The sequence below is a fragment of the Legionella sp. PC997 genome (genome assembly GCF_014109825.1).
In the GTDB taxonomy this organism is placed as follows: domain Bacteria; phylum Pseudomonadota; class Gammaproteobacteria; order Legionellales; family Legionellaceae; genus Legionella.
The window spans coordinates 514052-536138 of record NZ_CP059576.1; the positions used below are offsets into that span (position 1 = coordinate 514052).

The window sequence follows — 22087 nt, forward strand, 5'->3', positions numbered from 1 at the left end:
GGAATTAACAAATGCATAACGGAGAAGAGGTAATAACAAAAGATTTTCAAAGTATTTTACTTCGAAATGGGTTTTCTACTCAGGAATTTAAAATAACAATAAAGAATGGGTCAAGTTATGATCCGAATCAAATAGTGAGTACCCAAGTGTGGATCACGATTGAAAAAGATTTTATACAAAAGAAATATGGCTTATACCGAACTAATTGGCCCTATGATTTTGAATCAGATTTAAATAATGGTTACTTTAACCCCTAATGAGATAAACAGTTAACCCCAATAAATAAAATAAGCTATTTTGAAAATTCCACCCCCTAGTACCGCGAATAAGTTGCAGTACTAGGGGGTAGGATAAATGGTCCATTGACTCTAATCGATACCATTAGTTTATTCAGGTTTATCTAGTTTATTTATTGCTTGCGAATCCTATTGTTGCCGCAAATGCTATAGCCATACCCACGCCAATAACCGTTGGGGTGAAGAAGCTATATCGATTTGATGATTCACTTCCTGAAGAGGTAGTCTTTGCAGCATTCACGTGTTTCGGATTAGATTGTTTATTTGAGAACTTCCGCTCGGCGATTTGATCTTTTGAATCATAAAAAATTGGATCGGTTATAATCACTGCTCCGCTAGGTGTTTGCGCCTTTCCCACCATAGATGATGCTTCCACCTCTGAAAACCCTTTTTTCATCAATTCAGCGATTTCTGCTTCTAAAACTTCTTTGGTTGGGGATGCACTGGTATCCACTTTGAGGAAGCTTTCACCTATTTTTCCTTCAATTTGGCCATCATTCCAGGACACACTTTTTTTCTTTGCTTTAAGGGGGGCGTTTTCTATTTTCTCGTTCATAAAAACCTCATCAATATTAAGATTGGATAAAATTAGAACAATTTTAACAGTCAATGATTAAGGAAATATGAAGAATTTGTATTTTTTTTATTCATTATCGTGAAAATGGAAAAAATGAGGCTTGTGTGATTCTATGTTGCACTCAGGTTTTAACAAACCACCGGATGGCTTTATTCAACTATAATTAATGAGTAACATTTTTTATGTTGGTTCATTCCATTTAGTTTTGTGAGGCACAGCAGAAGTATATTAAGGGGGCGATGGATGCTTATCGATAAGGGACACTATTCTGCTTATATCGCCGAGCGCTCACCTTCTTGGCGTGTTTTTTTCCCTCCTGTATTTCTATCCCTAATCTGCATCTTAATCGAATATAAAACGAGTTTTCTGGTTTTTCATGTATTAACTGAATTTGTTTCGGTATGTATTGCATTGACCGCAATGACAGTAGCGGCGACCACGAATCAATTCACTAAAAATCAGTTTGTGGTTTTTATTTCTTTAGCAGCAGGTTGGTGTGCCAGTATCGACATTGCTCATATTTTAGCTTATCAAGGAATGAACTTATTACCGCAGGGCGGTGGTAATTTAAGTACTCAACTTTGGGTTTCTGCGCGCATCCTCCAAGCTTTATCTTTTCTGTGTGCTATTTATTTCCTTAGGCATACTCTGAAAATTTGGGTAGTGAATCTTTTTTTCTTTTTTATAACGCTGGCAATTTTATCTTCCATCTTCTCGGGTTATTTTCCCACGACCTATATCAATAATTATGGAGTGACTTGGTTCAAACTCTATTGCGAATGGGGCGTTATCCTCATTCTCTGCATGACCCTTATCTTGCTGTGGTATGAGAAGGCAATGCTTTCAAAAGAGTTGTTGTTTTATATGAGCTTAAGCCTTATTTCGATGATTGGTTCCGATTTATCTTTATCGAGTTATAAAAATGTGTTTGGTATAGAGAATATAGTGGGTCATGTGTTAAGAATATTCTCATATTGGTTTATCTATATTGCGTTGGTTGTACAAACGTTACGTCATCCTTTTGCAATGATGGCACGAGCTGCAACGACTTACGATAACATTCCCGATCCTACGTTTATTGTTCAGTCTGAAGGTACAATCAGCCAAGCGAACAGTGCTGCTGGAGAACTCACTCATAAAAAACCGGAAGAATTAGTGGGCTTATCTTCCCATAGCCTTTTTCATAATAAATCTATAGAACCAGAGCAATGTCCAGTGTGCTCTCAGCTGTCTGCTCAAAAACGTCAGTTTACTGTTGAAATTGAGACTAAAAAGGATGAATGGGTAGAATGTAGTATGTGCTCGATTAATTCTGATTTTTTTCCTAATTCTTGGGTACAAATCGTAAGAAATATTTCTTTGCGTAAGGCTCTTGAAAAAGAACACACTAAATTAACTTATAACTTGGGTGAACGGATTAAAGAAATTCGTTGTCTTTATACCATTGCCAATTTGATAGCACTTAGAGACTTGAATATTGATGAATTATTTACTCAAATTGTCAATGTACTGCCTGATGCGTTTCAATTTCCAAAGTATATGGTTGCCACAATAAAAAGTGACTGGGGCGAGTTTAGTTCAGACTCAAAAGCGCAAAAACTACCTTATCAATTGGAAAAAGAGTTTCAAACTGGGAATCAGTCTACAGTAAAAATAAATATAGCGTATCGATCGCAACCGCTAATATCTAAAACTCTTTTTTTTCTACCGGAGGAATCAACGCTTTTAGATTCGGTAGCAACGTTATTGCAGAACGCACTTACACGATTTCAATCGGAACAAAAAGCGACAGAAGCCGAAAAACGATTTAAAGAAAGCGAAGAACACTTCCGGGCATTTATTGAACAAGCCCATGTGGGAGTATATATACGTAGTAAAAAACGATTCCTGTATGTAAATCCACGCTTTTGTGAACTGGTTGGTCGCAAAGAAGAAGAGTTATTATCCCTGGGGTTGCTGGATTTAATAGAGGATGAAAGCATTAAAAAATTAGCTCTCAAGTATTGGCGTCGATTAGATCGCGGCGAATCCAGTATTGCCTACAACCTCCCTTTAAAAAGAAAAAGTGATGGCGCCTACTTAGTTTTAAGGATTGATACGACAGTTATTTCCTGGAAGGGACATTTCGAATTTCTTTCCATAGTAGATGATGTTACCGAAATTCAACATGCAAAAGTGCAAATCGAACGATACGTAACTGAGTTAGAATCTGCAATAAAAGGGACGTTTCTTGCGGTTTCCAAGATGGTCGAACTTCGTGATCCCTATACAGCAGGTCATGAACGTCAAGTTGGATTAATTGCCAAAGCCATAGGGGAGGAATTGGGATGGTCATCTGAACGGTGCTCCTCGCTGGAGCTTATGGGATTGGTACATGATATAGGTAAAATTTCAATACCCGCAGAAATTCTTTCCAAACCCACCAGGCTTACTGGGGCAGAGATGGAACTCATGAAGGTGCATCCCCAAGCGGGTTATGATATTTTAAAAGATGTTCCGTTTAAAGAACCGGTTGCTGAGGTGATCTTACAACATCACGAACGACTTGATGGTAGCGGTTATCCTCGAGGATTAAAAGGGTCAGAAATTTTGCCCGAAACCTTAGTGATTTCTGTAGCAGATGTCTTGGAAGCGATGACCTCGCATAGACCCTACAGACCTGCATTAGGCATAGAAGCTGCAATAGCAGAAATTAAACGGGGCAGGGGTGTTCTTTATGATACAGAGGTGGTCAATGCGGCCTTAAAGTTAATTCAAGAAAATAAACTCCCGCTACACCCATAAAAATCAGAAACGTTTTCCATCGAAGAGACTATGAGTCGAAAGCATTACTTATTGTATATTAGACAAATCCTGTGCAATATTACTATATTAATGATTATACTCTGAAGAAAAAGGTTCTGTATGTTTCGAAAAACTGCTCCTTGCTTTTTCGCAGTGGTTATTGATGCTCTAGGTTTTGGTCTTGTTTATCCAGTAATGACCGCACTCTTCACCGCGGATCATAGTCCCGTTTTAAGTGCCGATGCCAGTATAGCTGTGAAACATTTTTATTTGGGATTAAGTTATATGCTCTATCCTTTATGCATGTTTTTTGGCACTTCGTTTATGGGCGATTTATCTGATGTTTGGGGGCGGAAAAAAGTATTGCTATTATGCATGCTCGGAATAACCATCAGTTTTTTGTTAATGGGAATGGGGGTCGCCTTTTCTTGTTTAAGTTTATTACTCATTGGGCGGGCACTTTCAGGTTTGATGGCCGGTAGCCAACCCATAGCCCAAGCCTCCATTGCTGATTTGAGTACCCCTGAAACCAAGGCGTTAAACATGAGTTTAATTTCCATGAGTTTTAGTTTTGGTTCCGTTCTTGGCCCGTTGCTTGGGGGTGTCATGTCCGATCAACAATTGCTGCCTTGGTTTACATTTACTACCCCGTTTTTGATGGCCGCATTGCTTGCCTTCATTGCTTGGATTTGGATAAAACTTGGATACCAAGATACTGTTTTAGTTTTGTCTCAGAAGAAAATTTCCATTTTCCGTCCAATACATATTTTTATTGAGGCATTTCAACATCAATCGGTTCGTATTCTTGCCTTAGTGTTTCTATTGATGCAAATGGGATTTAGTCTTTATTTTCAATTCATTATTGTACACATGAAGATGGTTTATCATTATACCAATTGGCAGTTAGGAGCAGTGCAGGGGATGATTGGTTTAGGCTTTGCTATAGGTATTTTAATTGGTATGCCTTTATGTGTGAAGCGATATAAAGTCCATCACATTGCTTTGTGGACGCTTGTTCTCACCGGTTTAGGTCAGCTTCTGGTTTATGTTATGCCTAATTCATTATTGCAATGGCCTTTGGCCGTGGCGATTGCAACGTTTGATATTATGGCATTTGCTTGTCTACTAACTTTATTTTCCAATGCCGTGGATGCACAATCGCAAGGATGGGTAATGGGAATATCGGGTGCAGTGATGGCATTTGCTTGGATGATAACGGGGTTTGGTTCCAATTTATTATCCATTCTGTCCAGTGCGGGTTTGATTGCTTTAGGTGGGGTTTTACTGCTTGTCTCAGCGTTACTTTTACTAAAAAATAGAACCGTGTAGTAGGAATGATTGATTTTTAAATCATATTGTGGAGGCGACTTTTTTTATGTAAAATTATTATTCACTTGCAGGAGAGTAATAACCGATGTACAAACCTAATATATTAATAGTCTGGTCTAATTATTATAAAGATTTAGCGGAAAAACAATTAGACGTTTGCTTAAATAAATTAAAGCAATATGACTACAATTATCAGGTTGAAACGGTCGAAGCCGGAACCTATGAAATCCCAACCGTGATCCAACATTACCACCGTGTTAACCCCTTTGATGGTTATTTGCCATTGAGTTTGTTACTTAAAGGTAAAACCGATCATTATGAGTTTATTTGGGAACATGTTAAAGAATGTTTTATTCAATTTGCTTTAGATGGATTAACTCTAGGTAATGGAATTATTTCTGCTCCAAGTATGGATATTTTGAGCGAACGTGTTGAAAACGGAGAACGAGTGCAAGAAGCAATTAATGCAGTGGATTATTTAATCCGTTTTAAAAATAAAAAAAATAATAAAGTGGCTTATGTCTAAAATTCTCATTATTTCTTCTGGTATCCATAAAGATTTAGCATCGGAACAACTGGAGCTTTGTACTACTCTTGTGAAAAATGCAGGGTACGCTTATCAAGTGGAGTTATTACAAGCCGGTACTTATGAAATTCCGTTTGTGATTAATACGTATCACCAAAAAAATCCTTTTGATGGGTACATTGCATTAGGCTTAATTCTTAAAGCCAATCTGGATCACTATAATAATATTATGTCCCATATTCGCTACTGTTTCACGCAATTCGCTCTAAACGATATTATAGTGGGTAATGGAATTATTACTGGCGCTAGCATTGAAGAATTAAGTGAAAACATTCGCAGTGCAAACCCTTGTCATTCAGCATATCCGTCTGCGGTTAATGCGGTGGACTGTCTCATTAAACTAAAAAACAAAATAGCATAGTAATACCCCATTCGTGCATATTTATAATGGTTCAAACCCGCCTATCCTGAGGAGTTTAGGACGAAGGATCTATTCTAGTGGTTGTGCCATTTGAGACGAGTTATGCGGGAGCCGGGTTCTACGCAAATTCCTGGGTATAGCATCGCCGTTACCCAGGAACAATGTTAGGTCCCTTCACGAAGAGTTGGCTACTTCAACTCGGGTACCTTCGGTACATTTTCCAATTGTTTTGTGGGTTTGCGCGAAAAAAAAGAGCCAAAATAACTGGAGAGAGAGCGATTAGAAACCGGTTCTTTTTCCTCATTAACTTCGACGATTTTAGGTTCTGGATACAAGTTTTCCTGCACCATTCTAAAACCGGAAAAAACGCTCTTGAGGACTAGAGGTAATAAGCTCAACATAATTAACATGCTGGTTAAATTGGTGGATTCGTTAAATAAAGTATAATTGGTTAGGGATTCCAAGACCGCAATAATTAAAGCAATTCCTATCGTATTGGTAATCAAGGAAGACGCATTGATATTGCGATTATCCATAGGTAAGTCGGCACTTTGATTAATTTCATAAAACGCAATCCATAGCCACAACAAATCAAAAGCGACACTATACCAATGCTGCTGGGGCATTTCGGTGACATTGGCTCCTACTGCTTTAGCTAAATCAAAAGTCATCTTCCCACTTTTAAGTGCTAAAGCCATGCTGGGTTTTTCTTGTGAATTGGCTAAAGGAGCGAATTGCTGGATAAATAAGCTCTTGGGAAGATTAATATCAAAAAGTTCGTAAAAGGTTTTCTCAGAACCAAATAATCTTCTTAGTTGTTCTTCACTGATATTCGATAAGGCATCAACCCCAGGGGCAAAAGTACCATCATCTGAATGATGGGCAATGACCACGTCTGAATTTTTCATCATCATTAGATCATTAGTCCCATCCCCATTTGCGACCACAAAATAATGATGGTCTTTGAGATACCTTGCGAGGATACCTTTGCTCTCAGTACTCATTTCTGCAAAAATAATTACAGGCCGTTTTTCTTTATCGCGAGTCATTAATGTTTTAAAACGGGCTAATATGGCTTCATTAATCCCCGCAAAAATAACAGTGGAATCAGGGGAACACACTTCTTCGCTTAAAAGGTTAAGGTTTTCTTCTTCAATATGGGCTGCTCGAATAGTGATAATCCTTTTTGCATGTTCTGGACATAATACTTTGGCAATATTTACTGCCGCTTTCGTGGTATCACCCGTTGCTACAAATACCGGAACCGATATTTCCCTACATTGAGCAATAAATTGATCTGCACCTTTTTTTACAGGATTATCAACAATAAATGTACCATGGTATTCCAAATTTTTAAGTAAGTCTGGATGTTCTAGAAGGAAGCGCTCTATCGCTTTTTTATCATCTCTATCAAATAATTTCTTTAAAATTGTAAAGTCGTGTTCATTCAGTTTGGTTTGTGCAATACACCAATCACGCGATAAGACCGCAGTGCGACTTTGCATCTTATTATAGTCTTGCAGCAGTGATGTTTTTTGAAACGCATCGGCTTTAGGTACGCCGCAAAAGACCAGAGCAAAATGTTCCCCATCCTGGACAAGTGTTAGGCGCCCTCCGAACGTACGATATAAACCCAAATGAAACGTCTCAATCTCTTTTTTCTTCTCCATGGTAGTAATCATCTTTCTAAAATGGTTATTACCAAGAGTCGTTACTTCCAAACAGTGTGGATCCGCCAATAAGGTTTTGAATAATTCTAAAATTGCGTGTTCTTCGGGTTCTAATTCTTTTTTATTATTGGTAAAGGCATAACAAAATACTTCAAATGATTTAACCCATTGTGCCGTTTCAGGTAGAAGCATCTCGTCTTTTTTTTCCTTGAGAAGTTGCTGAACTTCGGAGGACATGTCGGGAGTCCATAAGCCAAGCACATCCATTCGTGTGGTAGTCAAAGTTCCCGTTTTATCTGAAATAATAGCGACACCATTGGCAAACTGCTCACGATAGTATCCCCCAAGGGCATTACATAGATCCACAATTCGTAACGCATCAATAGTTTCAAAAGGTTGATCTCCTAAATTACTATTTAGTTTTTTCATCAAGCGACTATTCACTGTTTCGCGTAAAAAGGCTTCAGAAAAGGGAATCATGGTTTGAAAAAGTGTGAACATGAGCCGGAGTGTTTCCGCAGGCATCTGGGTAATGTCTCTTTGCAAGAACGCCGCCATAATTATAGAGCCTAGAATAGAATATAAGACATTTCGTTGTTTGCGCTTTGCGATAATTTCATTTATGTAGGCTTTTTTTTCATAATTGCTATTCAACAACAACTCTTTCTCAGGTTTGATTTGAATAAAAATATTGTCCTGATTGTAGGTATTTAATTTATCACCTACAAGCACTCCGGCTTGTTTGCCATCCCTTACCGCATATAAGTCTATTTTGTTGTAATTTGATGAAAGATCAGGTTTTGTATGATGCTCAATCCAAACATCCTCTCCATTTTGAGCTTTAAGATTGACGCTAAATTTTTTTCGTTCCAATGTTTTTGTAAAATCACCTTCCAAATTTCGTTGCAGGGCTATCAACTCCCCAGATATCGGAACACAATCCAAATTGATACGTTCATCACAAAGCACCAAATCTCCTGTTCGAAGCTGATATCTGGGAATTTCAACAAATTTTGAACCGCTCGCGGTAAATCTTAAAACCCGATGTAATTTATGATTGTATTCGTAATCATGATCCAGTTTTTCTTGCTGTAAACGCATTTTTTTTATGGTTGATGGGGTCAAATCGGCTAATAATGCGGGTAAGTTACGAAATTTTTGCACAATTCTGTCGGCGTATCGAATATTGTGAGAAATTAAACCCAATTGGAAAGCGCGTGAACTGATCATCAACTCGCTGGCGATAAAATGATTTATTTGAAAATAGAGATTAGATAAGGGAGTCAGGCCACTGGAAATAACCGCTGTGTCCGATCGCTGGGCCCCGCGATTATACTGGAAGCGGACCAACAACTCTTGTGCTTTTTGAGTAAGATAAGAAATGCCACTTGGAACAACTAATGCACTGGCTCCCAATCCGGCAATTAATGAATATTCATCAGAAATTTGTTCATTGAGTAAAAAGGTAGTTCCTTTAAAAACGGAACTATACATATAAACGATTGCGGTAATTTCATTAGCTACTGCAATAGAAAGTGCTGCTCCAGAATCAAGTTTCTTATCCGTAATTCGGTTTAACGCGCAATACCCTAAGATGGTCGCCCCATAAAGAAATTTGATAATAAAATCATATTCCGGGTTTCCCATGAGGTATTCACTAAGATATGGGGTTAGATAATCGCCAAGAAGTAATGCGGCGCCTGAAGAAATTGCTGGCCACATGTATTTTTTAAAAGTACTCCAATCCATAGAGTCTAAAGAGAAAGTCCATGCCAGAGTATTGTAGAGCTCTTTAACTCGTAACGAAAAAAAATTGCTGAGTTCTGTTACCGTGCTTCTTATGTAATACGTCCGATCGGGTTCGGCGTGTTGTATTAATTGAAGTGGTAAGGCTCTGCTGTCTGTAGGATTCTTTTTTGAAACTTTTTTTGAGGAGGGTATTTTTGTTTGCATAGTAAATCCTTTTGTGTACACCAATAAACGCCATTGGATATTTAGGGCCCATCTTGATAGTTAACTTATCTCTATAAAAGTTCAAGAGGATTTGATAAAAAATAATTATGAAAATGTTGTTACTAAGGAGATTAAAATGCAAGATAGTTGGAACGGCTAAGCGGAATTGCTAAGGCTGTAAAGACAAGCATAGGTTACACCTATACTTGCCTCAGGATTATTATTTAAGGTTGCAAATTCCAGTTATGAACAGCTGCTGTTGTGGGCTTCGTTTTTTCTGAATCCGCAAAAAATCCTTTTTCTGCAGCCAAAAGCCCTTTAGTTAAGTTCGCTTTGTTTTCTGTGGGTGCAGTTGTACTAGTAAATGTGATCTCTTCCAGTTTCGATACGCTGTCCACTCGTTTTTTCACTCTGTCAATATCCGCTTTTAAAGCCCCAAATAAGTCTCCGGAAAATGGTATTTTGTAAGCACCTTTATCATCGACGCTAAATAGTTCACCTTGATGATTAAGGGCATAGCGTGAAAAAATAATCCCTTTTGATGTATCGGATACGAGGGTAAACGTAATCATTCCTGGTAATTGGGAACGACTTTCACGAATTACAAAAGGTAATTCTTTGTTATTTTTTAGAACGGTTGTTGCTTCTTCTGCATTGGCTACAAAATAAGGACTTTTTATAATGTTTTGGTAAAGAGCTTGACCTTCTGAAATTTCAGACTTAGGTTTAGTTTGAATTACAGGCTTGCGTACTTCTTGTTTCTTTCCGGTTAATAGCTGCTGCAGTTCAGGATACATTTCGAGCATCAATTCTTTAAGCACGTTCGCAACCGAGTCTAAGTCCTTAATGTTTTCTTGCATTTGTTTAAAACATGCTCCATAGGAAGATAGTGGTATCCCTAGTCCCTGAATTTCAGCTTGTAAGCTGACATCTTTTCCCGCATAGGCATGTAAGCGTAAATGTACATTGATGGGAATCATATGGGGATGTTGGGTAAAATAATTTTTTAATGCATATAATATATCCAACCGATCATCAAAAAAATCAAATATTATTTCTTCACCTGGATGATCTATGGACGCTTTTTGCATTTGTGCAAAAAGAATAGTTCGTTTGCATTCATCAATCTGATGGATGTCTAAAGAGGCATGTTTATGAATATTGTTGGTAGTATCCATCCAAGAATTATTTCTGATTTCATCCATGATACGTTTGAATGAAGTGCCACTTTCCAAATCGCCCTCTAAATCTGCCAGCAACAAGGGATCAAAGTGGATGGCGAGATGGTTACAAATGGTTTCCATTGCCGGACAGCAAGAACCTTTAAAATTAAAGATAGTGCCACCATTTATTAGATCGGTATAATAATCTTGTCTTGTAGAACCAATGAAGGCATAGGCTGCTGAAAATTCAGCATTTTCTCTTTTAAGCCAATCTAGGAAATCTTTATTTGTATCAAGAACCCCCTCACCCAGGTGCTTGCTAAAATCGTCATGTGGTAATTTACAGTATTCTTTATTAAATAAACATCCATCAAAATCAAAGGATAAATAGCGTATGGTCATTTTTGTACCTTAAAAAAGTTAGTTCGTAATTTAAAATGAAAAATAAATAAGTATTGAATTAGTCTGAAGAAATCGACTCAATTGGATGGATATGAATGAAAAGCATGATTTAAGAAGGTGCAATAAATGGCACTCACCTATAAAATTGTTGAGTTTTTTGTTAAATGCCACTGATATACTTAAAAAATCTATCAACAAATCCAGCTCATTGATTTAAGATCGCTTAAGTTGTACCAGTCCTCCGCTCATACAGAATTTTTTGGGGTCTTTATATCCCACAGCTGCATGAAATAGTTTTAACAATCGCTGTATTTTATAATTAAAATCTTAAGAGAATATTAAAATTAATTAACTTTTGGGTATTTTTTAATCTATTGGTTGTATTTGTGCTAAATTTGTATAAATGGAATTGCCAATGCTACTCAGTATTCTGAGTTCATTATTAGGCCTCCACACACCAGAAAAAGGTGCATGTTAAAATGAATACTTTTGATACCATAGCAATCGAATTTGATCTAACCGACCACAGCGTTAAACAAGTTGCCCTTGATGAATTAAGTATTAATACTCACGAAATTAATAAAATTTATTGGGTCCATAGTAACTTAAATCAAGAGGATGCTTTTAATCAAGTAGTCGAAAAACTAAGATTACCCAATGAGGTCATTCAGTTATGCTCTGAGGAAAATATTTTAGCCAATCTTATTGATAATGATAGTGCGCTAACATTGCAAATTAAATGTTTATCCTCGCTGGAGTTAAGTGATAAGAATGAAATTAATTTGGATACTTTAGTCATTCATCTTACTGAAAATTATTGTTTTACCGCGTCGCATGAGCCTCTGCCCGTATTATTTGAATTCTTCAATAATTGCTCAAAATCAGTTCATTATGCTAAAACACCTGGTTTTATATTATTTTTATTTCTGGAGGGGATTATTAATGATTATGCTAAGGTTCTTTTGCATTATGAAGAAATAGCAGAGCAATTCGATGCTTTATTGCAAACCACTCCGGAGAATATTTATAAAAATGTCGCAGAGGTAAAACATCAAACTCTCCAGATCAAACGTTATATGATTGCAATAAGAGAAATTTTAATGCGAATTACCAGTCGAAATATTCTAGTCATTTCTCAAAAATGCCGTTCTTCCTTATCTAATTTATCGAATCATTGTCACCTGATCATCAACGAGGTAGATTCTATTCGTGAGATATTAAATAGCTTATTAGGGCAAATCGATAATGAGCTGATGCAAAAAATGAGTGAAACTATGGCCATACTCGCAGCATTTGCAGCTATTTTTTTGCCGTTAAATTTAATTACTGGAATTTATGGAATGAATTTTGTCTGGATTCCCGAATTACATTGGCAATACGGATATTTTGGGGCGCTGGGTTTAATATTTATCTGTGCATTATTCTTGTATCTTTTGTTCAAAAAGAAGAAATGGCTGTAAATCAACTTAGGAGATATGCTCAAAACCCTGGTTAGGATGATGGAGATTTTCTGCGTGTTGTTTACAGAGTTCCTTATTTTGTAAAGAGCGACCACAATCGATATAAGCAAATGAATGGGCAAAATCCCTGAGTTCCATAGTAATGGTAGACCGTTTCACCGGTGAGATAGTGAGCATTGTGGTTCCATTTTCTTGCCGTTCAATAGAGTGTCGACCTCCATAAAAGAAATAATGAGAAAACCAATTGCGGTTTTCGTGATGCGGATTGCGCAGAATTACAAATTTTCGATGGGATATTTTGCTTTCTTTGATGCCAATCAAGGCATAAGTATGCTGCATGGTAATTCCTTCTGGTGGATCTTCCTTTGGACTGCAGACAATAGGCCTTTGTTCTTCATGAGCATTTTTTAATGAAAGGAATAATTTTATTTCATCATAACTGTATTTGTTTTCCTCCGGTAAAATGCCATATTCATCCAACCATTGTTCTACAGAGGCGATTGCCTTAACGGGAGGATTAATGCTGTTACTCATTTGCTCCCTCATAAAAGTAGTAAAGGTCTTTTTCGTTAAAAAGAGATGATTTTTGAGCAATTGTTCAAAGTTTTTTTGGTTTAGATGAACCCAATTCCACCATGCATCCAATAGTTCTTGGTGATTATCAAAAACATACTGACGCATATTAGAAGTACTCGCTAATTGATCATGTGGACGCAAAAGAAAAATTAAGGAATAAATATCTTTACCTGTACAGCAGCCATAAATTACCTGTTTATATAACTCTGCAAGAGGCCCCTCAGCTTGTCTGGAGGTCGCAATAGAGTCGTTAAAACCACCCAGAAAGGCTTTTAAAGCATTCCGGCTATCGCCGCTTGTTAAAGTTTTATTGTAATTACCCCCATAAAAGTAACATAAGCTTTTTCTAGAAAACGAACCCAGGTTGGACCAGAACTCAAAATGCCCCAGGAAGTGGGGAGTGATTTTTCAAGGATAAGCCATTGGGGCTCCTCATCCTTATAAAAACGAACATGGATTTTATTTTTGTGCTCAAACATTGATTCACGAATATATTGCTCGCCATTGGGCAAAGCAAGGATGGCATTGATAACTGAAAGAAGATAACAATCACCACTCCGAGCACCTTGAGCAACGTGTGAAATAGACAATTTTTTTGGATAAAGAGGGTCAAAACTCTGTTGGTGCTGGATCTTAAAAAAAGAATATTCTCCAGTGGGATTTGCACTGGTTTTTTGTTTTTCTATCGCTAATTGTTTATTAAACGATTCCTCGATTTTAAACTGAGCCTCCATAATATGAGTCTCCGCTTGGCGTAAGTCCTTGAGGCACATACAATTTATTCCTATTTATTGAGTGTAGAGCATTGAATCGAATTGCTCGATGAGTATGGGTAAAAATTATTGATTATAATTAAAAATCTAATTTTTAATTAAGCCTAGTGGCGGTCTGTTATTTTATAAAATGTTCTAAGTGATTATTCATAGGGTATACGAATATGAGATTGGTTAATCTCTGTGCAGGAGTTCACTCCCATCAATGTCATGGCAATACTCATTTCGTTATGAATGATATCGAGCATATGTTCGACTCCTGCTTGCCCTCTTGCTGCTAAAGCATAAACGGTTGGTCGACCTATAAGCACTGCATGAGCACCTAGTGCGAGCATGCGAATAACATCAAGTCCAGAGCGGATTCCTGAATCGACGAGAACGGTGAGATCAGAGTGTACCTTATCTGCAATCTTTGGAAGGGCTTTTACTGTGGATGATACCCCATCAAGTTGTCTCCCTCCGTGATTGGATACGATAATGCCATCTGCACCGAATCTCGCGGCGTCTTTTGCATCTTCAGGATCCAGTATTCCTTTAATAAGTAAAGGTCCACTCCAAAAATTACGTACCCATTCCAGATCCGACCAACTAAGGCAGGGATTAAAATTATTATTTAGCCAGGAGATGTAATCTTCTAAACCAATCTTTTTGTTTAAATAGGCTGAGATATTACCCAAATCGTGCGGACGTCCTCTTATGCCAACTTGATAAGCCCAGGAGGGTTTTAACATGGCTTGTAATAAACGACGTTCGTGCGCAAATGGACCTGCCATTCCAGAGTGGAGATCTCGATACCGTGCACTCGGGGTTGACATATCGACTGTAAAAATGAGATTGGTCACACCACAGGCCTGGGCTCGTTCAAGAACGTTCTGCATAAAGCCCCGATCTTTTAGGATATAAAGTTGAAACCAAATGGGTTGAGTGCTTTGGCTGGACACTTCTTCCAAAGAGCATAGAGATACTGTTGAGAGTACAAAAGGCACCCCTCTTTGGGCTGCTGCTTTGGCTACTTGTACCTCACCACGTCGAGCATACATTCCTGTAAGTCCAATTGGACTTAAAATGATTGGCATTGCCAATTTTTGCCCTAATAGTTCTGTTTCAAAATGAGGGTGCCCTACATTCTTTAAAACTCGTTGCCGCAATAATATCTTTGCGAGATCTTCGGTATTTGCTTTAAGAGTTTGTTCCGTAAAGGCACCCCCTTCAATGTAATCAAAGAGAAACCGAGGTAATTTTCGTCGGGCAGCTTCCCGATAATCAGTAATGGATGAAATGATCATATTCATGTCCAATTTATGTCAGCCCCAACTATGAATTATCTTCTCCCTCTAACTCCTTAAAAACCTAAGTTTTCTATTTCAGAGCACTACGGCGAGGTGTTAAAAAAGCCAAGACCATGGCGATAATGAATAAAGCAGGAACGTCCCCATATAAATGAGCAAAATGTTGTGGGTAATAAAATGACTGAATAGCCATAATAGCCCCATGAACCACACTCGACCACACAGTAAACCAAATCAGACTTAAATGTTGAACTGGATTTCTTGCTGCCAGTAGCAAGAACACCCCTAAAGTGGCATAGACACCTAATATCATTTGTAAATAGACGTTATGTCCAGATTGGTGCCAAGCCCATCCGGAGGGCCATAAAAAAGTTAATGGGTATATCACGAAGATAAAAACTAGTCCAAAAATAATCAAGGCCATGCGAAGCAGGGTGTAGTTCTTTTTACCGTCCATGATCACTCCAGTTGAAAATGCTGGTTTCTATGTTCATTATAGCAAGACGGATTAATTCAGGATCTTTGAAAATTATTTGTGGGTAACAGAACATTGATTTTCTGGAGGAAAATGCAGTAAAAACCCGGGTTATGTCCTTTGGATGCACCCGGGATCCATTTATTTTGCAAGTTGGGGGAGGTTCTCTAATTGCATTTTGACAAGTTTTGTAATCGCCTCAAGCATTTGCTGGCATGATTCAGGATTTCCTGGTGATTGTTTATAAATAATATTAGCTACGAATGCAGATAATGCCTGAGATATTACATTATTATTACGAAAATGGGGTGGTAGTTTTTCCACGGATTGAACCAAAGAGGTTAATAAGTTTTGTCCGATAAAATTCATGGCTTTGGCATAATCTTCATTCGTTAACGTTTCAGCAGGGCGGGTGTTTTCATCGAGGGTCATGTTATATCCTGTAATTTAGATAAAGAGGAATTATAGAGTTTGCCTCTAAGTACTTCAATGCCTGCTGGTACGCGTCATCAACTTATGTTCGCGATAGGCCTTTATGAGGCACAACCGTTACCCACAATAATAAATTAAAATTTAAAGTTTGCTGAAAAGAAATGGATTTGTATAAGAAAAATCATCATCAGTTTCTTCAGCAATTGTTTGCTTTAATGGGTTCTCAGTAAGGTTATTCACAGGAGAATAAGCGCCATGACTCACTCTAGGATAGCCGGATTCAATGCCCTGATGCAGCAGTCCGGTAGGGTCGAGTATGATTAATTCTCCTTTCCCGGTTAAATTAAAGGCGGCACTGCTGCCAAATAATGGAGTGGGTTTGGCCCCTTCTTGAGTCAATATTTTAAATGTTTGTTTGTAACATAAGCTCGGTTCATCTGTGTCACTTCCGGTTCCTACCAGAGTAACTTGACCTGCTAAGTCTGACCATAAGAGTTCTTTACCAGTAAGTTCTTGGATATCAGAAAGAACTCGATCTAATTCTTCTTTAACGGTTGTTTTGGTTGTTCGATCACCCAGAATGTGCCCCATGTAATAACAAGGAGTTCCCTTTTGATCCTTATGGACAACTAAAATTCCAGTACAGTTCAGGATGCCTTCGGTACCTAAGACATCAATATCACCTTCCTTAAAACCAGCGCCTGCATCGGCACCTACTCGATAGCAACTAAGTCCCTGCATACTCGGAAGTTGATCCGAGTTAGGTTCAAAGAAGAGTGAGAAATCGTGGCATTGTTCTAACAGTGCGTGGATTTCAACTTCCTTTTCATCTTCTTGCCTTTTTTGCAAGTTTTTTAATAATATGGCAGCACGCCAATATTCTTTTTCATCAAGATTTGACAATAATTCTATAGCCTCGTCGAGCTTATGATACTGTAAGAGTGTCGTATAATATTTTGACATTTCATGAAGTCGGATATGTTCGATATCCAACAAAACTATTTTGTGCTCACCCTCAGTTACAACTATCGTCTTCATTATATTGCCTATTTACAAATTGGCTTGTAATTATACATATAAGCAATTTAACTTGCAAAAAATAAGAGCAAAATGGTTGTTTATGGGCCTTTTTATGCCGTTTGGCGCTACAGGTAAATATCTATGTCCCCTAATTTAACTAGCATATGAATGGAGCCACCGTGCCAAAGCATGAGCCCCTGCGATTAATTCTTCTTCATTTCCTCCAAATGATAAGCGGACATAACCTTCCTTTCCAAATGCAATTCCTGGCACAAGGGCAACATTTGCTTCTTCTAAGGCGTGTTTACAAAAATCTTCGGAATTCATTTTTTTAAACCCCAGACTTTCTAATGAAAGAAATAGATAAAGGGATGACGAGGGTTGTTTTATAGCTAAGCCCAAAGATTCATGCAAAGCTTTAATGAGAATATTTCTTCTATTTTGCATGCATTGTTGGACCCAAGTACTGATTAGATTTATTTCATTTAATGCAGCAACAGCCGCCCATTGGCTTAAGGTGGTTACACCACTGGTACTTTGACTTACTAATGAAGTTAAGGGTTGGATAATGGATTGAGGGGCAAACACAAAACCGATTCGCCAACCGGTCATGGCAAAATTTTTTGAGCAACTTTGAATAATAATGACCCGCTCTTGAAACTGGGAGAAAGAGCCGCAGGATACATAGGCATGCTCATCATAGGTGAGGGCACTATAAACTTCATCTGCAATAACTAAGAGATTCTGTTCGTGAGCGATTTGTAATAATTCGATAAGTTCAGATTCCGTATACAAGGCACCTGTGGGGTTCGTTGCATTATTCAAAATCAAAATTTTGCTTTTACTACTGCATGCATTTTTGAGAGATTGCGGTGTCAATTTCCATCCTTCGGTTTCTTGGGTTTCCACGACGATGGGGACACCGCCAAATAATTTAGTTATAGCTGGATAGGAGACCCAATAGGGAGCGGGAATTATGACTTCATCGTCCTCTTCCAACAGTAATTGCATCAACAAATAGATTCCCAATTTTCCACCGTTAACCACAAGACAATGTTCTTTTTGAAATGAACAGCCATACCATTCATTCATCCATTCACATGCAAGGTGGCGCAATTTTGGGATTCCAGATATTGGCGGGTAAAGGGTATGTCCTTGTTTAAGAGCCTGCATCGTAGCAGTGACAATAGAGGGATGAGGTAGAAGTTTAGGTTCACCGGCACTTAGGTTATAAATTTTAATGCCGGCATTTATCTTTTGTTGAGCCAATGAGTTGATTACAACAGTGGCTGAATTCTCAGGTAAATGCCTCATTATTTTTGTACCTTTCTAGAGTTTGCGATAATGATTTTGAATACACGATTTATAAATTCTTGTTGTAAATGGTACTCTTTGGATAAATGCCCGTAATATTCGAATAATTGTTTCTCCCGCGATCGGTCCGTTATTTTTTTCCCTTCTTTTGATTTTAAAGCCCCAATTTGTTTCGACAATTCCTGCCGTTTCGCTAATAGTTCAATGAGGTTCGCATCTGCCTGTTCAATTTGTTTTCTCAATTCATCGAGTGTATCCATGATGTTCTCCTTACTTGAGAAGAGTTGCGTTATCAGCATGTTTTTTTACTAAGATAAACGCCGTTCGATTCGGTTTACTGTCTTGAATATCGGCGGCTATTATTTCTAAACCATAAAGTTGTGCACAACGTGCCGGTGCAATAACTGCCGAATGAGCTGGCAAAGTCCCGTCTGCCAAATCCTTTGCTGCTTTTGCGGTATCAATCCACTCTATTTGTTCAATATTTTTAAACTGTTTTTGCAAAAACTGGCGACATTGAGCGAGTCCTTGAGGATGGGACACGATGTACGAAATTTGGTGGTATTGCACACCGGGTCTTACAAGCAAACATTGATTAATCTCATGCCATAATTCATCAATGGGGGTAAATAAATGCTTTCCCATTGCTAAAAATGCGGGTTTTACCAAGCCGCCTAAAAGATTAACCACAGGAAATATGCCCAAATCTATGGTCTCATGTTCAATCGCATCAAGAACACCTTCCATATCCAGTAAGTGAACCAACATGGGAGCTATCCCTTTCTGCTTAGCATAAACCAGTGCCGCTTCTTCAGAAAACGAGCCCGCATCCCCTGAAATACCCAATAAAGTAATCATGCAAGAGCCTCCTTCGGTAAATCTGTTTTCTCCAACGACCGCAACTCCGCTAATTCCAACAGAAAGCGCTCTGTTTGCTCCCAGCTTAAACAAGGATCAGTAATGGATAAGCCGCCTAAGTCAAGATCCTCGGGGTGAACAGAGTCCACTTTTTGATTTCCCTCTTTGATAAAACTTTCAACCATGAACCCTTTGACCAATTGTTTTAAATCAGGATACTTCCTAATACTTTCTAAAACGCTTAAAGCAATTGAGGGTTGTAATTGATGATTTTTTTTGCCTTCAATCAAACAATTATCATGGCTGACATCAACGATGACCGAAGGGTTAACGATTTGATGCATATCCATGTATTGTTTTACTTCCTTAAGATGAGCAATTGAATAGTTAGGAGCATTGTTTGAACCACGTAAAACCATATGAGCATGATTATTACCGTGAGTTTGCACTTCATAACCATCAAATACTGCCACGTGAGAGTGTTGGGAGGCAATAATACTGTTCACCCCAATCGCCAAGGAACCATGGGTGGGATTTTTTAATCCTACGGCACAATCTAAAGCCGAAGCAAAAATTCGGTGTTCTTGATCTTCGGAGCTGCGTGCTCCGATTGCTACCCATGAGAGAAGTTCAAGAAACCCTTTAGCATTGTGAGTAAACAGTGCTTCATCGGCAATTGGAAGTCCCATCTCAATGACTTTAATCATCATATCGCGAGTATATTTTATTCCGGCTGCAATATCGGGTTCAGAAAATAGATCAGGCTGGTTTACAGGACCTGTCCATCCTTTAGTTGTACGAGGTTTTTGGATATATACCCGCATGATTAATTTTAATTCATGTTTAACTTTCTCATTCAATTTCACTAAACGGTTGGCGTACTCCAGAACAGCTTGTTTAGGCCACGCAGAACAAGGACCCACTATCATTAAAAGCCGATCATCACGGCCTTCTAAAATCGCTTTGACTTCTCTTCGATCGCGAGTAATTTGCTGGTGGGCAGAAAGGGATAAAGGAATTTCTTGAAGAATTGATTCTACAGAAGGGAGTTTTTTTAAGACTGAATAGCTCATCATACCCTCCTTAAATCAGTAAGTACTGTGGATAGAGGGGGAGAACGATGTGTTCGTGGTGGATGGCGCATGATATACACTCCTCTTTGGTTCTATCCAACGCCCATGCTTTGTTGTCTGGGAATTCGGGTACCAAAAACCCCCAGACTCTGCTGGGGGTTGGAATGTTAGTTAATTCTACCGACCACCCAGCTCCGGGCTAAAAAAGCTAAAATAAAAAAAGCAAGCAAAGGTTTGTGGTAAACCTGCTTTTTCATTTAACTTGTGGTGTACAGTAGAATGGGACATTAAATTTCACAAAATTGTACTATTAATGTACAAATATACAACTTAATAAATATTATGTCAAGATCCAAAGTGGTGAGGGAACATTCTTTTAAGTTGATAAATCTATAAAAATCTTTTCAACTAAAGAGATTTCTAAGGTGAGAAACATAGTTTATAACTTGCCAGCGCCACGCAATGGGGCTATATTTTTTTATTTCTCTCCCAAAAAACAGTAAGAAATGACCAAAATCGCACTTTATTTAGCGGGTGGTGGAGCTCGTGGAGCCTATCAGGCAGGCGTACTCCATGCGATCAACACCATTCTTGGTGTAAGGAAAATTCCTTTCAGTATGATCACTGGCGTTAGTGTTGGCAGTATTAATGCCGCAGTAATCGCTGAAAATGCACTGGATTTTTCTGCGGGTACGAACAAGTTAAATGAATTATGGAGCAACATTACTTGTCAGCACATATTTAAGTCCAGTAACTACGCGCTCAGCGTATCGGCAATGCGCAATATGAACAGTATGCTTACTAAGCAACGCTTGTTGGGACATATTCTGGATACCTCGCCTTTGCGTCAGTTCATCACCAACATTATTAATTTTGAGACTTTGGAAGGGGTTATTAAAAATAAAAATTTGGAAATGTTAGAAATCATCAGCAACTGTTATGAAGCCCAAAAAACCATTTCCTTTTATCAACATTATGCAGAAAAGTTTGAGGATTGGGATGATCCGCTTCATAGTAGTCAACGAGTTAATCTTAAAATGGAGTATTTTCTAGCATCAACCTCATTACCGTTATTCTTTCCACCCGCTAAAATAAATGGACTTCATTATGGAGATGGGCATGTGGGATTAGCGGCTCCTCTACGAGGTGCTATTCGTAGTCAAGTCGATAAAATTTTAATAATTGGTACACGTACATTACCCAATGTTAGTGACGTAGAGAAATTACAAAGCAGTGATATTGATTTTTCCCGTGTGTTAGGGGGAATGGTCAATGGGTTGTTTTTAGATAATCTTGAACGTGATCTTGAGATGGTTGGCCATATGAATCATATGGCTCGCATGATACCTACAGAGAAGGAAGATGCTCATTGGCGGCCAATTCAAACCTTGCATTTACGGCCTAGTACGGATGTAGCCGGCATGGCTCAATCTCAATACCATAACATTCCTATTCTATTACGTATGTTTCTTAATTTTCTGGGTGCGAAACGACATTCTGGTGATCTACTCAGCTTTTTATTATTTGAAAAAGCCTTCACTCGTCAATTAATGAAACTGGGTTTTGATGATACGCTGGCAGCAGAGGGTTCTGTTTTAGATTTTTTTAATAGCTAGGTCCAAGGCGGGAATTTACTCATCAAATCAAACTTACTTTATTGGTGAGAGGGAATTCCCGCTTGCGCGGGAATGACACG

General features: G+C 38.3%; 20 protein-coding genes. 7 read left to right on the plus strand and 13 right to left on the minus strand.

The genetic code is table 11. The annotated features are described in order from the left end of the window. The first annotated feature begins 11 nt into the window (after positions 1 to 11). On the plus strand, positions 12 to 257 hold the full coding sequence (locus tag HBNCFIEN_RS02200) for a hypothetical protein (protein ID WP_182392520.1): 246 nt from the start codon (positions 12 to 14) through the stop codon (positions 255 to 257). 148 nt (positions 258 to 405) lie between these two features. Here HBNCFIEN_RS02200 and HBNCFIEN_RS02205 read toward each other — a convergent pair whose 3' ends face one another. Further along, positions 406 to 852 carry a hypothetical protein gene (locus HBNCFIEN_RS02205; protein ID WP_182392521.1) on the minus strand — a complete coding sequence of 149 codons (447 nt, stop codon included), beginning with the start codon at positions 850 to 852 and terminating at the stop codon, positions 406 to 408. A 264-nt stretch (positions 853 to 1116) separates the two neighbouring features. On the opposite strand from HBNCFIEN_RS02205, the gene HBNCFIEN_RS02210 reads away from it, so the two are divergent. The 4 genes from HBNCFIEN_RS02210 (at position 1117) to HBNCFIEN_RS02225 (ending at position 5933) form a co-directional block, all read left to right on the plus strand. Next, entirely contained in the window at positions 1117 to 3657 is a 2541-nt protein-coding gene (locus HBNCFIEN_RS02210; RefSeq protein ID WP_182392522.1) for an MASE3 domain-containing protein, read from the plus strand. Between the two features lie 120 nt (positions 3658 to 3777). Beyond that, on the plus strand, positions 3778 to 4986 hold the full coding sequence (locus tag HBNCFIEN_RS02215) for an MFS transporter (RefSeq protein ID WP_182392523.1): 1209 nt from the start codon (positions 3778 to 3780) through the stop codon (positions 4984 to 4986). A gap of 85 nt (positions 4987 to 5071) precedes the next feature. After that, positions 5072 to 5512, plus strand: coding sequence for a 6,7-dimethyl-8-ribityllumazine synthase (locus HBNCFIEN_RS02220; RefSeq protein WP_182392524.1), 441 nt, complete (start codon positions 5072 to 5074; stop codon positions 5510 to 5512). Further along, positions 5505 to 5933: a 6,7-dimethyl-8-ribityllumazine synthase gene (locus HBNCFIEN_RS02225; RefSeq protein ID WP_182392525.1), complete on the plus strand. Its 429-nt coding sequence runs from the start codon at positions 5505 to 5507 to the stop codon at positions 5931 to 5933. Before HBNCFIEN_RS02220 ends, HBNCFIEN_RS02225 begins: the two co-directional genes overlap by 8 nt. A 188-nt stretch (positions 5934 to 6121) precedes the next feature. Here HBNCFIEN_RS02225 and HBNCFIEN_RS02230 read toward each other — a convergent pair whose 3' ends face one another. Both HBNCFIEN_RS02230 and HBNCFIEN_RS02235 read right to left on the minus strand, forming a co-directional pair. Next, complete coding sequence (locus HBNCFIEN_RS02230) at positions 6122 to 9556, minus strand: cation-transporting P-type ATPase (protein ID WP_182392526.1); 3435 nt, start codon at positions 9554 to 9556, stop codon at positions 6122 to 6124. A gap of 224 nt (positions 9557 to 9780) precedes the next feature. Further along, complete coding sequence (locus tag HBNCFIEN_RS02235) at positions 9781 to 11121, minus strand: hypothetical protein (RefSeq protein ID WP_182392527.1); 1341 nt, start codon at positions 11119 to 11121, stop codon at positions 9781 to 9783. Positions 11122 to 11600: 479 nt separating this feature from the next. Between HBNCFIEN_RS02235 and HBNCFIEN_RS02240 the strand changes: the two genes are divergently transcribed. Further along, positions 11601 to 12581, plus strand: coding sequence for a magnesium transporter CorA family protein (locus tag HBNCFIEN_RS02240; protein ID WP_182392528.1), 981 nt, complete (start codon positions 11601 to 11603; stop codon positions 12579 to 12581). Between the two features lie 6 nt (positions 12582 to 12587). On the opposite strand, the gene HBNCFIEN_RS17640 is transcribed toward HBNCFIEN_RS02240, so the two are convergent. The 10 genes from HBNCFIEN_RS17640 to HBNCFIEN_RS02285 form a co-directional block, all read right to left on the minus strand. Then, positions 12588 to 13262 (minus strand): hypothetical protein, encoded by a 675-nt coding sequence (locus tag HBNCFIEN_RS17640; protein ID WP_255464308.1) that lies wholly within the window; start codon positions 13260 to 13262, stop codon positions 12588 to 12590. 194 nt (positions 13263 to 13456) lie between these two features. Further along, entirely contained in the window at positions 13457 to 13930 is a 474-nt protein-coding gene (locus tag HBNCFIEN_RS17645) for a hypothetical protein (protein WP_255464309.1), read from the minus strand. A gap of 143 nt (positions 13931 to 14073) precedes the next feature. Continuing rightward, positions 14074 to 15216: an FMN-dependent L-lactate dehydrogenase LldD gene (lldD, locus tag HBNCFIEN_RS02250; RefSeq protein WP_182392529.1), complete on the minus strand. Its 1143-nt coding sequence runs from the start codon at positions 15214 to 15216 to the stop codon at positions 14074 to 14076. Between the two features lie 73 nt (positions 15217 to 15289). After that, positions 15290 to 15676 (minus strand): DUF6632 domain-containing protein, encoded by a 387-nt coding sequence (locus HBNCFIEN_RS02255; RefSeq protein WP_182392530.1) that lies wholly within the window; start codon positions 15674 to 15676, stop codon positions 15290 to 15292. Between the two features lie 159 nt (positions 15677 to 15835). Continuing rightward, on the minus strand, positions 15836 to 16126 hold the full coding sequence (locus HBNCFIEN_RS02260) for a hypothetical protein (protein WP_182392531.1): 291 nt from the start codon (positions 16124 to 16126) through the stop codon (positions 15836 to 15838). Positions 16127 to 16267: 141 nt separating this feature from the next. Then, a complete protein-coding gene (locus HBNCFIEN_RS02265; protein ID WP_182392532.1) occupies positions 16268 to 17164 on the minus strand; it encodes a hypothetical protein in 897 nt (298 codons plus the stop codon). A 135-nt stretch (positions 17165 to 17299) separates the two neighbouring features. Then, positions 17300 to 18460, minus strand: coding sequence for a pyridoxal phosphate-dependent aminotransferase (locus HBNCFIEN_RS02270; RefSeq protein WP_182392533.1), 1161 nt, complete (start codon positions 18458 to 18460; stop codon positions 17300 to 17302). Beyond that, on the minus strand, positions 18460 to 18720 hold the full coding sequence (locus HBNCFIEN_RS02275) for a chorismate mutase (protein WP_182392534.1): 261 nt from the start codon (positions 18718 to 18720) through the stop codon (positions 18460 to 18462). The genes HBNCFIEN_RS02270 and HBNCFIEN_RS02275 overlap by 1 nt, the downstream gene beginning before the upstream one ends. A 10-nt stretch (positions 18721 to 18730) precedes the next feature. After that, on the minus strand, positions 18731 to 19318 hold the full coding sequence (locus HBNCFIEN_RS02280) for a prephenate dehydratase domain-containing protein (protein ID WP_182392535.1): 588 nt from the start codon (positions 19316 to 19318) through the stop codon (positions 18731 to 18733). Further along, positions 19315 to 20391: a 3-deoxy-7-phosphoheptulonate synthase gene (locus tag HBNCFIEN_RS02285; RefSeq protein ID WP_182393588.1), complete on the minus strand. Its 1077-nt coding sequence runs from the start codon at positions 20389 to 20391 to the stop codon at positions 19315 to 19317. The genes HBNCFIEN_RS02280 and HBNCFIEN_RS02285 overlap by 4 nt, the downstream gene beginning before the upstream one ends. 506 nt (positions 20392 to 20897) lie before the next feature. Between HBNCFIEN_RS02285 and HBNCFIEN_RS02290 the strand changes: the two genes are divergently transcribed. Beyond that, a complete protein-coding gene (locus HBNCFIEN_RS02290) occupies positions 20898 to 22007 on the plus strand; it encodes a patatin-like phospholipase family protein (protein WP_182392536.1) in 1110 nt (369 codons plus the stop codon). Positions 22008 to 22087 lie beyond the last annotated feature (80 nt).

Coding starts and splice junctions, on each gene's coding strand:
- HBNCFIEN_RS02200 (WP_182392520.1), top strand. CDS start 12: ATGCATAACGGAGAAGAGGTAATAACAAAAGATTTTCAAAGTATTTTA.
- HBNCFIEN_RS02205 (WP_182392521.1), bottom strand. CDS start 852: ATGAACGAGAAAATAGAAAACGCCCCCCTTAAAGCAAAGAAAAAAAGT.
- HBNCFIEN_RS02210 (WP_182392522.1), top strand. CDS start 1,117: ATGCTTATCGATAAGGGACACTATTCTGCTTATATCGCCGAGCGCTCA.
- HBNCFIEN_RS02215 (WP_182392523.1), top strand. CDS start 3,778: ATGTTTCGAAAAACTGCTCCTTGCTTTTTCGCAGTGGTTATTGATGCT.
- HBNCFIEN_RS02220 (WP_182392524.1), top strand. CDS start 5,072: ATGTACAAACCTAATATATTAATAGTCTGGTCTAATTATTATAAAGAT.
- HBNCFIEN_RS02225 (WP_182392525.1), top strand. CDS start 5,505: ATGTCTAAAATTCTCATTATTTCTTCTGGTATCCATAAAGATTTAGCA.
- HBNCFIEN_RS02230 (WP_182392526.1), bottom strand. CDS start 9,556: ATGCAAACAAAAATACCCTCCTCAAAAAAAGTTTCAAAAAAGAATCCT.
- HBNCFIEN_RS02235 (WP_182392527.1), bottom strand. CDS start 11,121: ATGACCATACGCTATTTATCCTTTGATTTTGATGGATGTTTATTTAAT.
- HBNCFIEN_RS02240 (WP_182392528.1), top strand. CDS start 11,601: ATGAATACTTTTGATACCATAGCAATCGAATTTGATCTAACCGACCAC.
- HBNCFIEN_RS17640 (WP_255464308.1), bottom strand. CDS start 13,262: ATGCGTCAGTATGTTTTTGATAATCACCAAGAACTATTGGATGCATGG.
- HBNCFIEN_RS17645 (WP_255464309.1), bottom strand. CDS start 13,930: ATGTGCCTCAAGGACTTACGCCAAGCGGAGACTCATATTATGGAGGCT.
- lldD (WP_182392529.1), bottom strand. CDS start 15,216: ATGATCATTTCATCCATTACTGATTATCGGGAAGCTGCCCGACGAAAA.
- HBNCFIEN_RS02255 (WP_182392530.1), bottom strand. CDS start 15,676: ATGGACGGTAAAAAGAACTACACCCTGCTTCGCATGGCCTTGATTATT.
- HBNCFIEN_RS02260 (WP_182392531.1), bottom strand. CDS start 16,126: ATGACCCTCGATGAAAACACCCGCCCTGCTGAAACGTTAACGAATGAA.
- HBNCFIEN_RS02265 (WP_182392532.1), bottom strand. CDS start 17,164: ATGAAGACGATAGTTGTAACTGAGGGTGAGCACAAAATAGTTTTGTTG.
- HBNCFIEN_RS02270 (WP_182392533.1), bottom strand. CDS start 18,460: ATGAGGCATTTACCTGAGAATTCAGCCACTGTTGTAATCAACTCATTG.
- HBNCFIEN_RS02275 (WP_182392534.1), bottom strand. CDS start 18,720: ATGGATACACTCGATGAATTGAGAAAACAAATTGAACAGGCAGATGCG.
- HBNCFIEN_RS02280 (WP_182392535.1), bottom strand. CDS start 19,318: ATGATTACTTTATTGGGTATTTCAGGGGATGCGGGCTCGTTTTCTGAA.
- HBNCFIEN_RS02285 (WP_182393588.1), bottom strand. CDS start 20,391: ATGAGCTATTCAGTCTTAAAAAAACTCCCTTCTGTAGAATCAATTCTT.
- HBNCFIEN_RS02290 (WP_182392536.1), top strand. CDS start 20,898: ATGACCAAAATCGCACTTTATTTAGCGGGTGGTGGAGCTCGTGGAGCC.